At 54.2% G+C, this 13,579-nt stretch carries 17 protein-coding genes and 1 other annotated feature; of the genes, 15 read left to right on the top strand and 2 right to left on the bottom strand.

Annotated features, from left to right (window positions below; translation table 11 throughout):
- Positions 1 to 76 precede the first annotated feature (76 nt).
- The 15 genes from radC (at position 77) to pheA (ending at position 11,761) form a co-directional block, all read left to right on the top strand.
- Entirely contained in the window at positions 77 to 757 is a 681-nt protein-coding gene (gene radC, locus DI44_RS03990) for a DNA repair protein RadC (RefSeq protein WP_013524237.1), read from the top strand.
- A 157-nt stretch (positions 758 to 914) separates the two neighbouring features.
- Entirely contained in the window at positions 915 to 1,937 is a 1,023-nt protein-coding gene (locus DI44_RS03995) for a rod shape-determining protein (RefSeq protein WP_011232093.1), read from the top strand.
- 19 nt (positions 1,938 to 1,956) lie between these two features.
- Positions 1,957 to 2,823: a rod shape-determining protein MreC gene (gene mreC / locus DI44_RS04000; protein WP_013144612.1), complete on the top strand. Its 867-nt coding sequence runs from the start codon at positions 1,957 to 1,959 to the stop codon at positions 2,821 to 2,823.
- Complete coding sequence (gene mreD, locus DI44_RS04005) at positions 2,820 to 3,338, top strand: rod shape-determining protein MreD (protein WP_011232091.1); 519 nt, start codon at positions 2,820 to 2,822, stop codon at positions 3,336 to 3,338. Before mreC ends, mreD begins: the two co-directional genes overlap by 4 nt.
- Positions 3,339 to 3,378: 40 nt before the next feature.
- Entirely contained in the window at positions 3,379 to 4,071 is a 693-nt protein-coding gene (gene minC, locus DI44_RS04010) for a septum site-determining protein MinC (RefSeq protein ID WP_013144614.1), read from the top strand.
- 2 nt (positions 4,072 to 4,073) lie between these two features.
- A complete protein-coding gene (gene minD / locus DI44_RS04015; protein ID WP_011232089.1) occupies positions 4,074 to 4,877 on the top strand; it encodes a septum site-determining protein MinD in 804 nt (267 codons plus the stop codon).
- A gap of 263 nt (positions 4,878 to 5,140) precedes the next feature.
- Positions 5,141 to 5,908: a M23 family metallopeptidase gene (locus DI44_RS04020; protein ID WP_011232088.1), complete on the top strand. Its 768-nt coding sequence runs from the start codon at positions 5,141 to 5,143 to the stop codon at positions 5,906 to 5,908.
- Complete coding sequence (locus DI44_RS04025; protein ID WP_023633735.1) at positions 5,901 to 6,761, top strand: site-2 protease family protein; 861 nt, start codon at positions 5,901 to 5,903, stop codon at positions 6,759 to 6,761. Before DI44_RS04020 ends, DI44_RS04025 begins: the two co-directional genes overlap by 8 nt.
- A 387-nt stretch (positions 6,762 to 7,148) precedes the next feature.
- Positions 7,149 to 7,228, top strand: a sequence feature (ribosomal protein L21 leader region).
- A 14-nt stretch (positions 7,229 to 7,242) separates the two neighbouring features.
- Positions 7,243 to 7,551, top strand: a complete 309-nt coding sequence (gene rplU, locus DI44_RS04030; RefSeq protein ID WP_011232086.1) for a 50S ribosomal protein L21 — start codon at positions 7,243 to 7,245, stop codon at positions 7,549 to 7,551.
- A 2-nt stretch (positions 7,552 to 7,553) separates the two neighbouring features.
- On the top strand, positions 7,554 to 7,883 hold the full coding sequence (locus DI44_RS04035; protein ID WP_020756216.1) for a ribosomal-processing cysteine protease Prp: 330 nt from the start codon (positions 7,554 to 7,556) through the stop codon (positions 7,881 to 7,883).
- 15 nt (positions 7,884 to 7,898) lie between these two features.
- A complete protein-coding gene (rpmA, locus tag DI44_RS04040; protein WP_011232084.1) occupies positions 7,899 to 8,189 on the top strand; it encodes a 50S ribosomal protein L27 in 291 nt (96 codons plus the stop codon).
- Between the two features lie 171 nt (positions 8,190 to 8,360).
- The gene (locus tag DI44_RS04045; protein WP_011232083.1) at positions 8,361 to 8,909 is read left to right on the top strand and encodes a sporulation initiation phosphotransferase B; all 549 of its coding nucleotides are present in this window, start codon (positions 8,361 to 8,363) and stop codon (positions 8,907 to 8,909) included.
- A gap of 223 nt (positions 8,910 to 9,132) precedes the next feature.
- Positions 9,133 to 10,431 (top strand): GTPase ObgE, encoded by a 1,299-nt coding sequence (obgE, locus tag DI44_RS04050; RefSeq protein WP_033025916.1) that lies wholly within the window; start codon positions 9,133 to 9,135, stop codon positions 10,429 to 10,431.
- A gap of 16 nt (positions 10,432 to 10,447) precedes the next feature.
- Entirely contained in the window at positions 10,448 to 10,891 is a 444-nt protein-coding gene (locus DI44_RS04055; RefSeq protein ID WP_011232081.1) for an ACT domain-containing protein, read from the top strand.
- A gap of 21 nt (positions 10,892 to 10,912) precedes the next feature.
- Complete coding sequence (gene pheA, locus DI44_RS04060) at positions 10,913 to 11,761, top strand: prephenate dehydratase (RefSeq protein ID WP_011232080.1); 849 nt, start codon at positions 10,913 to 10,915, stop codon at positions 11,759 to 11,761.
- A 113-nt stretch (positions 11,762 to 11,874) separates the two neighbouring features.
- On the opposite strand, the gene DI44_RS04065 is transcribed toward pheA, so the two are convergent.
- Both DI44_RS04065 and DI44_RS04070 read right to left on the bottom strand, forming a co-directional pair.
- Positions 11,875 to 12,414, bottom strand: coding sequence for a transcription repressor NadR (locus DI44_RS04065; protein ID WP_014196418.1), 540 nt, complete (start codon positions 12,412 to 12,414; stop codon positions 11,875 to 11,877).
- A 15-nt stretch (positions 12,415 to 12,429) separates the two neighbouring features.
- Positions 12,430 to 13,554: an IscS subfamily cysteine desulfurase gene (locus DI44_RS04070; protein ID WP_033025915.1), complete on the bottom strand. Its 1,125-nt coding sequence runs from the start codon at positions 13,552 to 13,554 to the stop codon at positions 12,430 to 12,432.
- Between the last annotated feature and the right edge of the window lie 25 nt (positions 13,555 to 13,579).

The raw sequence follows: 13,579 nt of genomic DNA, 5'->3' as shown, positions 1-13,579 counted from the left end.
ATTCTGCTGTCGTACCGAGGGGCGGTTCAAGCCTCTCCGTCTTTCGATGAAGCAAAACAAAAAAAGGGGGAGTATGATGGCGTGGATGATCCGCGATGTGCCGAAAGACAGCCGGCCGCGTGAACGGCTGCTGTCATCAGGGCCGGAAAGTTTATCCGACCATGAACTGATCGCCATTTTGTTGCGCACGGGCACGAAGGAGGAGTCGGTCGTGCAGCTCGCCCAGCGTCTCCTTCGCCATTTTGAGGGGCTGAGGTCGCTCAAAGACGCAACGGTCGAAGAAATGACGAACATCAAAGGGATCGGGCCGACGAAAGCCGTGCAAATTTTGGCGGCGTTGGAGCTCGGCCGACGCATCCACCAGTCCGGCTGCGCCGACCGCTATGTGATTCGTTGCCCGGAAGACGGAGCGAAATACGTCATGGAAGATATGCGCTTTTTATCGCAAGAACATTTTGTCGCCATTTATTTAAATACGAAAAATCAAGTCATCTACCGCAAAACGGTGTTCATCGGCAGTTTAAACGCCTCGATTGTCCATCCGCGCGAAGTGTTTAAAGAGGCGATCAAACGTTCCGCCGCCTCAGTCATTTGTGTGCATAACCACCCTTCTGGCGATCCGACTCCAAGCCGCGAAGACATCGATGTGACGAAACGGCTCGCGGAATGCGGCCGCATCATCGGCATCGAGCTCTTGGATCACCTCATCATCGGCGATCAAAAATTCGTCAGTTTGAAAGAAAAAGGCTATGTCTGACGGTTCTCATTTTTTGTCGAATCAGTTATAATATCAACTATGGGTTTTTCCGAATCCGTTCGGGCGGTGTTGTACAATTTATAAATGACTTGACATCCGATCCATGTTGTCAATAGAAAATCATATGCATTTCGTTTCGGAAAGGAAGATCGATCATATGTTTGGAATTGGGACGAAAGATCTCGGGATTGATTTAGGAACAGCGAATACGCTCGTTTATGTGAAGGGAAAAGGGATCGTTTTGCGCGAGCCGTCGGTTGTCGCCATTCAGCGCGACACGAAGCAAATCGTCGCCGTCGGCAATGAAGCGAAAAACATGATCGGGCGCACGCCGGGCAACATCGTGGCGCTTCGTCCGATGAAAGACGGCGTCATCGCCGATTATGAAACGACGGCGACGATGATGAAATATTTCATTCGCAAGGCCGTCAAAACGAAAGGGTTGTTTGCCAGCAAGCCGTATGTGATGGTATGCGTGCCGTACGGCATCACGGCCGTGGAGGAGCGCGCGGTCATCGATGCGACGCGCCAGGCTGGAGCACGCGACGCCTATACGATTGAAGAACCATTTGCGGCCGCGATCGGCGCCAATTTGCCGGTGTGGGAGCCGACCGGGAGCATGGTCGTCGACATCGGCGGCGGTACGACTGAAGTGGCCGTGATTTCGCTCGGCGGCATCGTGACGAGCCAGTCGATTCGCATCGCCGGCGATGAAATGGATGAGGCGATCATTCAATACATCCGAAAAACGTACAATTTGATGATCGGAGAACGGACGGCGGAGGCGATTAAAGTCGAAATCGGCTCAGCCGGAAATCCGGAAGGAATCGGAAACATGGAAATTCGCGGCCGCGACTTGCTCACTGGGCTGCCAAAAACGATCGAAATCAGCGCCGAAGAAGTGGCTGAGGCGCTGCACGATACGGTCTATGCGATCGTCGAGTCGGTGAAAAACACGCTCGAAAAAACACCGCCGGAGCTGGCGGCTGACATTATGGACCGGGGCATCGTGCTGACAGGCGGCGGCGCTTTGTTGCGCAATTTGGACAAGGTCATCAGCAAAGAGACGGACATGCCGGTCATCGTCGCGGAAAATCCGCTTGATTGCGTGGCCATTGGCACCGGGAAAGCGCTCGACCACATCGACTTGTTTAAAAACAAGGCGAGAGACCATCGCTGACGGTAAGAAGGTGTGACGCATGCCACAGCTTTTCGGGAATAAGCGTCTCATTTTTTTGCTCGTCAGCATCGTCATCCTTGTCATGTTGATCGGCTTTTCCCTGCGCAGCCGCGAAGAGTTGACGTGGCCGGAGCAGTTCGTAAAAGATACGGTCGGTTTTGTTCAGCTTCTGTTCGGGAAGCCCGCCCAGGAGATCGCGGGCTTCTTTGAAAATGTGAGCGATCTTCGCCGTACATATAAGGAAAACGAACTGCTGAAGGCAAGACTTGAGGAATATGCGGCGCTTGAGACCGAGGTCGAGGCGCTGCGGCAAGAAAACGAACGGCTGCGCGCGTTGCTCGATAAAAAAGAGAGCTTGCGTGATTTTGTTTCGATTCAGGCGACGGTGATCGGGCGGAACCCGGATCGTTGGCGGGAAACGATCATCATCAACAAAGGCGAGCAACACGGCGTGAAAAAAGATATGGCCGTCATCACCCCAGCGGGGCTTGTCGGCAAGGTGCAGCACGCTTCCCAATTTACGTCCACTGTGCAGCTGTTAAGCGCGCTTGACCAAAACAACCGCATTTCCGCTTATATCCAAGGAAAGGAAAACGTGTTTGGGTTGATCGAAGGCTACGATGAGAAGCGGCGCGAGTTGCTGCTCGGAGAAATTCCGATTGACGCCAAAGTGGAAAAAAGGCAAAAAGTGTTGACTTCCGGCCTTGGCGGCGTGTTTCCGAAAGGGCTGCCGATCGGTGAGGTGACTGAAGTCAAGCCGGACCAATACGGATTGACGAAAGTCGTCTATGTCAAGCCGTTTGCCAACTTGTATGATATTGACGACGTCATGATTGTGAAACGAACCATCGATGCAGCACTGCAGGAAAAGGAGGAGGCAAAGTGAACAAGTGGCGTCTCCCTTTCCTTGCGGTGTTATGTTTTGTGAGTGAGAGCCTTTTTGTTGATATATGGCCAAAAGGCGACTTGTATGTCCACTATTTTTTTGTTCCCCGGTTTTTTCTTGTTTTTCTCGTGTTCACAGCGATGCATTTCGGCGGGACGCGGGCGATGGGGTACGGGTTTATCTTCGGGTTTCTGTATGACTGCGTCTACACAGAGCTGCTCGGTGTTTATGCGTTTGCCTATACGCTTATAGCCTACTTGGCGGGCAAAGCGATGAAATGGTTCCACCAAAACTGGTTCGTTGCATCGCTCTTGTCTCTGCTTTCCATTATGCTGCTTGACAGTTATGTCTACGGCATCCAGCTGTTGATCGGGCGGACCGATTGGTCGTTTTCTGTTTTTTGGGACCGCCGTCTATGGCCGACGCTGCTTCTGAACGTCGCGTTTTTGCTCGTCTTTTCGTACCCGCTCGAACGGCGATTGGCAAAAATTCGCCGGTTTGAGCAGGAAGAATAAAAGAGGAAAAACGGCCCGTTTTGTAGAATTATTCGTTGGGGTGAACGTTGTGGCGAAACAAAAGCAGCAGTACGTGACGATTAAAGGGACGAAAGATGGGCTGACGCTGCATCTCGATGACCGCTGCTCGTATGACGATTTATTGAAAGAAATCGAGGAGCGGCTTGTCAAACAAGCTGGCGTCGCGCCAGACAGCCCCCTTGTCTCTGTTCATCTGAAAATTGGGAACCGCTATTTGACGCCTGCCCAAGAGGAAGAGGTGCGTGCGCTCATCCGCCGTTCAAAAAATTTGGTCGTCGATTCGATCGAAAGCAATGTCATGTCGAAAGCAGAAGCGATAGAATGGATGAGAAAAACGGAAATTGTGCCCGTTTCGCGCATTGTCCGTTCGGGACAAGTGCTTCATGTCGAAGGGGATTTGCTGCTGATCGGCGACGTGAACCCTGGCGGAACGGTCATTGCCGGAGGCAACATTTTCATTCTCGGCGCCCTGCGCGGCATCGCCCATGCCGGGTATGCCGGCAATAAACAGGCGATCATCGCTGCATCGGTCATGAAACCGATGCAGCTGCGCATCGGCGACATCATGAGCCGAGCGCCCGATTCGAAAACGGATGAAGGAAATGAAATGGAATGCGCCTATATTGATGAGCATAACCAAATTGTTGTCGACCGCCTTCAGCTGCTTATGCATTTGCGGCCGAATTTGACGCGCTTAGAAAGGAGAATGTGACCGTGGGAGAAGCGATCGTCATCACTTCCGGAAAAGGCGGCGTCGGCAAAACGACGACGACCGCGAACCTTGGGACGGCCCTCGCCATTCTAGGGAAGCGGGTGTGCCTTGTCGACACCGACATCGGGCTGCGCAACCTCGATGTCGTGCTTGGGCTTGAGAACCGAATTATTTATGATTTGGTCGATGTCGTGGAGGGGCGTTGCACGGTGCAGAAGGCGCTTGTGAAAGACAAGCGGTTCGATAACCATTTGTATTTGTTGCCGGCCGCGCAAACGAGCGATAAGTCGGCGGTCAACCCCGCGCAAATGAAACAGCTCATTGAGGAGCTGAAACAGGAATACGATTATGTGCTCATCGACTGTCCGGCTGGAATCGAACAAGGCTATCGCAACGCTGTCGCCGGCGCGGACGAAGCGATCGTCGTCACGACGCCGGAAGTGTCGGCGGTCCGCGACGCCGACCGCATCATCGGCTTGCTTGAAGCGGAGGAGCACGTCAAACCGCCGCGCCTCATCATCAACCGCATTCGCAGCCATATGGTGAAAAACGGCGATATGTTGGATGTCGACGAAATCATCTCGCATTTATCGATCGAGTTGCTCGGCATTATCGCCGACGATGAAAACGTGATCAAAGCGTCGAACCGCGGCGAGCCGATTGTGCTGGACCCAAACAGCAAAGCGTCGATCGCCTTCCGCAACATTGCCCGCCGCATCCTCGGCGAGTCGGTGCCGCTGCCGCCGCTTGAGGAAGAGGAGAAGGGGCTGTTTTCAAAGATTCGGAAAATATTTAGTTTGAAATAATGGAGTTGGCGCAAGAAGGCCGTTGAATGGGCCTTCTTTTTTTATTCATAATTGTTGTGCTGTTTGGAATTCCTGATCTGTAACAACGGAAGCAGATGGTATCGATCGGTTGCGGCGCTCAGCCGAAACGTTGGTGTGAAACCGTTTGAGGGATTTGTTCGCGGACGTGTTCGGCGAGGCGCGGCGAAAAACGCTCGTTCATATTCCATGAGGTTGTCTCATAAATTAGTACAAACGTTGTTGGAAAGGTGGAGGGGGGACGTATGGATCGACGCGTCCGTGAGATGAAAAAACGCATTGAAAAACGAAGAAGGGAACGTCAATATAAGGGGCAGGATCCAAAAGAATCTAGATGGAGCGCCGCTGATGAGGAGCGGTACGGGCTGCCGGTCGTCACGTATGACCGCTATTCGTTTGAATCCGCTCCCCATCCGTTGTTCCGCAAAGAATGGTTTTTATTCAAAACACTCATCGCTGCCTGTCTCGTGCTAGTGACGGCCATTTTGTTCCGGCATCCGTCCGCTTCCCTCGAGCCGGCGCGGCAGTTTATTGCCCGGACGATGGAAACCGAGTTTCAGTTTGCGGCCGTCTCAGCCTGGTATGAAAAAACGTTCGGTGAGCCGCTCGCTTTTTTTGCCCCGAAAAAGGAAGAAAAGGTGAAAACGGCTTCATCCTATGCAGTGCCGGCTTCTGGACGGATTCTCGAAAGTTTTGAAAAAAACGGGGAGGGTGTGACGATCGAAACCGAGAATGGAGCCAAAGTGGAAGCGATGAAAGAAGGGATTGTCACCTTTGCCGGTACGAAAGACCGTCTCGGCAAAACGGTCATCATCCAACATGCGGACGGCACGGAGACGTGGTATGGACGTTTGGGGGCCATTTCGGTGAAATTGTATGATTTTGTAGAAATGGGGCAGGAAGTTGGCACGGCCGGGGCGAGCGAGGCAAATAAACAGAAAGGGCTGTTTTATTTTGCTATTAAACAAGGAGATGAATTTATCGATCCGATTCAGGTGATTTCCTTTGAATAAGTATATGGCGCTGCTCGGGAAGCTGCACGTCCACCCACTGTTATGGTTGATCGGCGGCATCGCGGTGCTTACCGCCCATTTCAAGCAGCTTTGCCTGTTGTTTTTCATCGTCCTCGTTCATGAGCTTGGCCATGCGGCGGCAGCCGCGTTTTTCTCTTGGCGGGTGAAGCGGATTTTGTTGCTGCCGTTCGGCGGAGTGGCGGAAGTCGAAGAGCACGGCAACCGGCCGTTCCGCGAGGAGTGGATCGTGACGCTCGCCGGGCCGGCCCAGCATCTGTGGCTCGTAGCGGCGGCGTTTTTTTTGTGGAAGGCCGGCATGATGGATGGCGGGAGCTGGGAGCTCTTTTTTCGCTACAATGCGGCCATTTTCGCTTTGAACTTGCTGCCGATCTGGCCGCTGGATGGAGGCAAGTTATTGTTTTTGCTGCTGTCCTACCGCCGCCCGTTCAGCGAAGCGCACCGGAACACGGTCGCCATATCGGCCGCCGTGCTTGCTGTCGGCGTCGTTCTTTTGTTTGTGTTGGCGCCGCGCCAGCTTGATTTATGGGCGATCGCCGCCTTTTTGGCGCATGCTCTTTGGCAGGAGCAAAAGCAGCATCCGTATGTCGTCATGCGCTTTTTGCTTGAGCGGTATTATGGAAACAAAGGCGGCTATACAAAGCTGCGGACGATTACGGCGCCGGCGGACGAACGCATCTCGGCCGTGCTGCAGCGATTTTACCGCGGACAAAAGCATGCGATCATCGTCGTTCGCGACGGGCGCGAACGGGCGACGCTCGATGAAAACGAGCTGCTGCATGCGTTTTTTGCCGAAAAACAAGCCGATGCGCCGCTTGGCGCTCTCATCTATTGATCGTGGCTATATATAAAAGTTTCACATATCCTTGATGGAAAAGTCGCTTATCTATTTTTCGACTGACGAAGGCAAGCCACAGGCTTGCCCTCGTCACACCTTGGCGTGACGGGAGGCCGAACAGCCGCTCGCTTCACAGACTCATACATGGGTCTGAAAGCGGCGTTGTTCGGTCGATCAACAGTCGATCAAATACTCGGTAAAGTTGCAAATGGCAAAGCTTCAAATGGCCTCTCTATATAGTCGTTTGCACCGTTTCATCATCGCCCGCCGGGGGACGAAGATGACGGTTGACGGCCGGCCGTTTCTATGTTACGATAGATGACGTTGTAGACTTTTTGTCCTGCCAACAAGGGCAAAAGAGGGCGGCTGTCGCAAAAAGACGCACCCGCACTACAACCGCTCAGCGCGGGCGATGAAGCGCTCCGTCTTGGGCCGCCTTGGCGCTGGCGAGTCTGAGTCCATGAAGGAGGTGCGATGCATGTACGCAATTATCGAAACTGGCGGCAAACAATTGAAAGTCGAAGAAGGCCAAGAAATTTACATCGAAAAATTGGATGCGAATGAAGGCGATACGGTCACGTTTGACAAAGTGCTGTTCGTCGGCGGGGAAACGGTGAAAATCGGCAACCCGACAGTCGAAGGCGCAACCGTGACGGCGAGAGTGCAAAAACACGGCCGACAAAAGAAAATCATCGTCTTCAAATATAAAGCGAAAAAGAACTATCGCCGCAAACAAGGCCACCGTCAGCCGTACACGAAAGTCGTCATCGAAAAAATCAACGCGTAAAGATGATCCGCGTCACGATTGAACGGGAAGCGGACGGCCGCATCCGCGCGTTTACGATGGAAGGGCACGCCCATTTTGCGAAACGCGGGCAGGACATTGTATGCGCCGGCGCTTCGGCGGTCTCGTTCGGCACGATCAACGCCATCGAGACACTTATTGGCGTAAGCCCGCATGTTTCGCTCGGCAAAGACGGCGGCTACCTCCGCTGCGAGCTTCCAAAGCTGGAAGAAGCGGCGGCAGAGAAAGTACAGTTGTTGTTGGAAGCGATGGTCGTTTCGCTAAAGACGATCGAACGCGATTACGGAACATTTATCCGCGTGACATCCATCTAGCGGGAGGTGACTGCCATGCTGAGACTTGACCTGCAATTTTTTGCTTCGAAAAAAGGGGTCGGTTCGACGAAAAACGGCCGCGACTCGATCGCGAAACGTCTTGGCGCAAAACGGGCTGACGGTCAATTCGTCACCAGCGGTTCGATTTTGTACCGTCAACGCGGAACGAAAGTCCATCCGGGCTTGAACGTCGGCCGCGGCGGCGACGATACGCTGTATGCGAAAATCGACGGCATCGTACGCTTCGAGCGACTCGGCCGCGACCGCAAACGCGTCAGCGTCTACCCGGTCAGCCAAGAAGCGTAATCGATGTGGAAAAAACTCTAACCGTTCGGTTAGAGTTTTTTCTTTTTGGCGTAGAAAAATCGTTCCTGTTCAATGTCAAAAAATGTTATAGTAAAAGTACATGCCTCCCCCATGGAGGCGGAAGTCCAAGCGAGGCAGGGAGCCTACGCTTAGTGGATAGGGGAGCGTCGGATGGAGAAGCGATGGACTGTCGTTGAGGTGATGCGCCATGCCCGCCATGACTGGCTGAACAAAATTCAGCTCATCAAAGGGCATTTGGCGCTTAATAAAATCGAACGGGTGCAGGAAATCATTGAAGACATGATCGGCGAGATGCATCAGGAAACACGGTTGACGAATTTGAAGGCCGAGCGGTTCGCCGAGCTTATCATGACCTATAACTGGGAGCCGCGTCCGCTCGTTCTTGAGTATGAAATCATGGACGGCAAAGCGGATTGGTCGCAGTACGATGAACAGCTGGCTGAATGGTGCCGCAAATTTTTTCGCCTGCTCGAAGCGCAATCCGATGAGCGGACAGAAAACCATTTATGTTTGTCCATTGAGCTGTCCGACCGACGGGCGGCGCTGTTTTTGGATTACCGCGGCACGTTTAGGGACGGCGAAACCATTCGCGCTTGGCTTGAGCGCTGCGAACCATCACCGCCGCTTCGGCTCGCGTCGTTTGCCGTTGGCGAGGGCGAATTGACGGTGGAGCTTGAGCTTTTGTCGGCGGAATCTTGATCGTTGATTGGATGAAGGAGCACGGAAGAGTTCATGGAGTGCGGACGGATCGATCCAATCGGACCGGAAAGCGGCGGATGGGCTTGAACCGCCCGCCAGCCCGCAGACGGCCGATGCTTGCGTACATATTGACACCATGGAATCGACTCTGTATACAATAATAAGTATTAGTCATACTCATTTCGCCATGATACCATGATGGAAGTGAATCGGAGGAACAGCCATGTTTGTTGATCAGGTGAAAATTTATGTGAAAGGCGGGGACGGCGGCAACGGCATGGTCGCGTTCCGCCGGGAAAAATACGTCCCAAAAGGCGGGCCGGCCGGCGGAGACGGCGGCAAAGGCGGCGATGTCGTCTTTGTCGTTGATGAAGGGCTGCGGACGTTGATGGATTTCCGCTACCAGCGCCATTTTAAAGCGCCGCGCGGCGAAAACGGCATGTCGAAAAACCAGCATGGCAAAAATGCGGAAGACTTGATTGTCAAAGTGCCGCCAGGCACCGTTGTCATTGATGCGGATACGAACGAAGTGCTCGCCGATTTGACCGAGGCGGGGCAGCGGTTTGTCGTCGCCAAAGGCGGGCGCGGCGGGCGCGGCAACACCCGATTTGCGACGGCGTCCAACCCAGCGCCGGAAATTGCGGAAAACGGCGAACCGGGCGAAGAGCGCAACATCATTTTAGAGCTGAAGCTTCTCGCTGACGTCGGGCTGGTCGGGTTTCCAAGCGTCGGCAAATCGACGCTGCTGTCGGTTGTCTCCGCAGCCCGTCCGAAAATCGCCGAGTACCATTTTACGACGCTCGTTCCGAACTTGGGCGTTGTCGAAACGGAAGACGGGCGCAGTTTTGTGATGGCCGACTTGCCGGGATTGATTGAAGGGGCCCATCAAGGGGTCGGGCTCGGGCATCAGTTTTTGCGCCATATTGAACGGACGCGTGTCATCGTCCATGTCATCGACATGGCGGCGGTCGAAGGGCGCGATCCGTACAACGATTATCTCGTCATCAACGAAGAGCTGAAACAGTACAATTTGCGCTTGACCGAGCGGCCGCAAATTGTTGCCGCCAATAAAATGGACATGCCGAACGCCGAAGAAAATTTGCGCCGCTTCAAAGAGAAAGTCGGCGATGCGGTGCCGGTCTTTCCGATTTCTGCAGCGACAAGACAAGGAGTGCGCGAGCTGTTGTTTGCCATCGCCGACCTGTTGGAAACGACGCCGGAATTCCCGCTTCATGAACGGGAAGATCCGGCCGTGCAGCGCGTCGTGTACAAATATGAAAAAGAGGAGCCGCCGTTTACGATCACCCGCGCCAGCGACGGAGCATTCATTTTGGCGGGCGGCAAAATTGAAAAGTTGTTTAAGATGACGGATTTCTCGCGCGAAGAATCGGTGCGCCGCTTCGCCCGCCAGCTTAAGGCGATGGGGGTGGATGATGCGCTGCGCGAGCGCGGCGCGAAAGACGGAGACACGATCCGGTTGCTTGATTACGAGTTCGAGTTTGTCGACGACTGGGATGAATAGAGCGGGGGAAGGTGCGGTGGAGAAAAAATTTTATTTGGTGCGCGAAGACGTCCTGCCGGAAGCGATGAAGAAAGTCGTGCTCGCTAAACAGCTGCTTGAGCGGAAAAAAGCCGCCTCGGTCGCCGAGGCGGCGCAGCTCGCCAACATCAGCCGCGGTGTGTTTTACAAATACCGCGATGCCATTTTTCCGTTCCAAGCGGTGACGAAAGAAAACATCGTCACGCTCTTTTTCCATTTAGAAGACCGCTCCGGAACGTTGTCACAGCTGCTTGGCGTTGTGGCGGCGGCCGGCTGCAACGTGCTGACCATCCATCAAACGATTCCGCTTCAAGGGAGGGCGAACGTGACGCTGTCGGTCAGCACAAACGATATGAACGAGGAGATTGATGAGCTCCTCGCTAAGCTCAAACAGCTCGAATTTGTCGAAAAAGTGGAAATTGTCGGTTCGGGAGTGTATTAAAGCAAGGGAGAGGCAAACGAGATGAAAATCGGTTATTTAGGACCGAAGGCGACGTTCACCGAAGCGGCGGCTGCTCTTCTTTTTCCGTCGCAGCCGCGGGAGCCGTATGACACGATTCCCGATTGCATTGACGCCGCGGCGGCCGGAGAGATTGAAGCGGCCGTGGTGCCGCTCGAGAACGCCTTGGAAGGATCGGTCAATTTGACACTCGACTATTTAATTCACGAACAGCCGTTGCCGATCATCGGCGAAATCGTTGTGCCGATCGAGCAACATTTGATGGTGCACCCATATTTCACCCCTCATTGGCGCGAAGTGAAAGAAGTGTATTCCCACTCGCACGCCATTGCCCAATGCCGGAAGTTTTTGCATACGGTGCTGAAAGGGGCGAAGCAAGTGCCGATGACGTCAACGAGCGCCGCCGCGAAATTTGTGAGCGAGCATCCGCACTTGCCGGCGGCGGCGATCGCCAACCGGCTGGCGGCGGAAAAATACGGGCTAGTGATCGTGCAGGAAAACGTCCACGATTACGATTACAACCATACGCGCTTTATTGTCGTCAGCCGGCGCAAAGAGCCGCTTTCGCCTGCTTCGCCTCTTTATGCTGGCGACAAGACGACCGTGGTCGTCATGCTGCCGCAAGACCGTCCGGGCGCACTCCATCAAGTGTTATCAGCGTTTGCCTGGCGGCGGCTCAACTTGACGAAAATCGAATCGCGCCCAGCGAAAACGGGCCTTGGAAATTATTTCTTTATTATTGACATCGACGCGCCGATGGATGACGTCCTCATCCCGGGGGCGATCGCGGAAATTGAGGCGCTCGGCTGCACAGTGCAGCTGTTGGGCAGCTATCCATATTATTTTGCTTGACGAAGACGAAAAAATGCGGATGGGTCATAGCCGTCCGCATTTTCTCTTTATCCAGCGTCCTGACGTACGGCATTTGCGAAGAGGGAATGACGGACGAGCGCAAGGCGATCCGTTCACGCTTCGATCAGAAATCCAGCCTGTTTCAAGGCGCGGCAGGCGGCGTCAAGCTTCACTGGTGAATCGGCTTCCAGCGTATGCAAATGGGTTCCGTCCGTCAGCTGCAACAAATACGACGATTTTGTCGCCTCGATTTTGGCGATGAATTGGTCGACTTCCAGGCGGTTGCTCACCATGATCGAGGCGGTTAAATCGCCGTAGACCGGATGCTCGATTTTGACGTCCTTGACCGTCACGCCGCAATCCACGAGCAAATACAACTCTTCTTTCGTCTGTTCTGGCGTATGGAAGCAGGCGATCGTCCTCGTGTACGTTTTGGCCGGTTCAGCCGGCTTTAAATACAAATAGCCTTGGCTTGTGGCGATGATTGGTTCGTTGCGCGCCTTTAACAGTGAAATGTCTTGGACGATCACTTGGCGGCTGACGTTCGTTTTCGCTGCCAGCTCAGCCCCCGTGAGCGGCGCTTCGCTTTCTTTCAACCATTGCAAAATGAGCTGGCGCCGCCTTTCCCCTAAAATTTTCTTTTCCTCTTTCACCTGCCATTCCTCCTTTCATGCCGATGTAAGTCGCTCCAATGTGGAAACGAACTGGTCGATCTCCGCTTCGGTCGTGGCCGCGCCCAATGAGATGCGGATGAATTGCTTCGCTTCTTCAGGCGTTTTCCCGACGGCGAGCATCGTCCGCGACGGCGCTTGCAGCCCGACTTGGCAGGCGCTGCCGGTGGAAATGGCGATGCCGGCGCGGTTGCATTCAAGCATCACAAGCTGCCCTTCGTACCCAGCGATGGACAAACCGATAATATGGGCAAGACGGAAATCGGGATGGCCTTCCACCGTCACCGGCAGCTGTTTGGCGGCGATGGCGTGAAGCAACCGATTCCGCAGTCGTTCCAAACGCGACTGTTCGTCCGCCATTCGTCGATGGAGCTGCTGCGCGGCCGTAATGAAGGCGGCAATACCCGGTACGTTGACCGTTCCCGGCCGAAAGCCTGATTCGTGCGTCGCTCCCGGGAATACCGGCTTCCAATGCCGGCGCGGGTTGATGTACACAGCGCCGACCCCTTTGGGACCGTACACTTTATGGGCGGAAACGGATAGGCTGTCTAGTCCTATCTCTTGAACATCTAGCTGTATTTTAGCAAAAGTTTGCACGCAGTCGCTATGAAAAAGGACGCCGTGCGCCCGCAGGAGGCGGCCGATGTCGGCAAGCGGCTGAATCGTGCCGATTTCCGAGTTGGCGTGCTGGATGGAAGCAAGGATCGTCTTCGGCGTGATCGCCCGCTCCAAATCGGCAAGTCGAATGCGCCCGAATCGGTCGACGGGCAAATACGTGACCGTATATCCTTCTGTTTCCAGCTGTTTGAACAGGTAATGGAGCGAGGCATGCTCGATTTCGGTCGTGATCAGGTGGTTTCCCTTATGCCGGTAGGCGGCAGCTAGCGAACGGATCGCGAGCAAGTTCGCTTCCGTTCCGCCGCTTGTGAAATAGATCCCTTCCGCTTCTCCGTTAATCATGGCGGCGAGTTCGCGCCGGCATAAGGCAAGCAGTTGTTTCGCTTTCGTTCCGATGTCATGCAAGCTGCTTTCGTTGCCAAAGTAAACGGACGCCGCTTCAGCGTAAGCGGCGATCGCCTCTTGGCACATTGGCGTCGTTGCCGCGTAATCCAAATAAATCATATTCCCCCGCCTTTGCATCATTTTT

The organism is Geobacillus sp. CAMR5420 (assembly GCF_000691465.1).
In the GTDB taxonomy this organism is placed as follows: Bacteria; Bacillota; Bacilli; order Bacillales; family Anoxybacillaceae; genus Geobacillus; species Geobacillus thermoleovorans.
This window is presented reverse-complemented; position numbering and strand designations above follow the sequence as displayed.

What these genes read in the sequence shown, in the direction of transcription:
- radC (WP_013524237.1), top strand. Translation starts at nt 77, where the DNA reads ATGGCGTGGATGATCCGCGATGTGCCGAAAGACAGCCGGCCGCGTGAA.
- DI44_RS03995 (WP_011232093.1), top strand. Translation starts at nt 915, where the DNA reads ATGTTTGGAATTGGGACGAAAGATCTCGGGATTGATTTAGGAACAGCG.
- mreC (WP_013144612.1), top strand. Translation starts at nt 1,957, where the DNA reads ATGCCACAGCTTTTCGGGAATAAGCGTCTCATTTTTTTGCTCGTCAGC.
- DI44_RS04020 (WP_011232088.1), top strand. Translation starts at nt 5,141, where the DNA reads ATGGATCGACGCGTCCGTGAGATGAAAAAACGCATTGAAAAACGAAGA.
- rplU (WP_011232086.1), top strand. Translation starts at nt 7,243, where the DNA reads ATGTACGCAATTATCGAAACTGGCGGCAAACAATTGAAAGTCGAAGAA.
- DI44_RS04035 (WP_020756216.1), top strand. Translation starts at nt 7,554, where the DNA reads ATGATCCGCGTCACGATTGAACGGGAAGCGGACGGCCGCATCCGCGCG.
- rpmA (WP_011232084.1), top strand. Translation starts at nt 7,899, where the DNA reads ATGCTGAGACTTGACCTGCAATTTTTTGCTTCGAAAAAAGGGGTCGGT.
- DI44_RS04045 (WP_011232083.1), top strand. Translation starts at nt 8,361, where the DNA reads ATGGAGAAGCGATGGACTGTCGTTGAGGTGATGCGCCATGCCCGCCAT.
- obgE (WP_033025916.1), top strand. Translation starts at nt 9,133, where the DNA reads ATGTTTGTTGATCAGGTGAAAATTTATGTGAAAGGCGGGGACGGCGGC.
- pheA (WP_011232080.1), top strand. Translation starts at nt 10,913, where the DNA reads ATGAAAATCGGTTATTTAGGACCGAAGGCGACGTTCACCGAAGCGGCG.
- DI44_RS04070 (WP_033025915.1), bottom strand. Translation starts at nt 13,554, where the DNA reads ATGATTTATTTGGATTACGCGGCAACGACGCCAATGTGCCAAGAGGCG.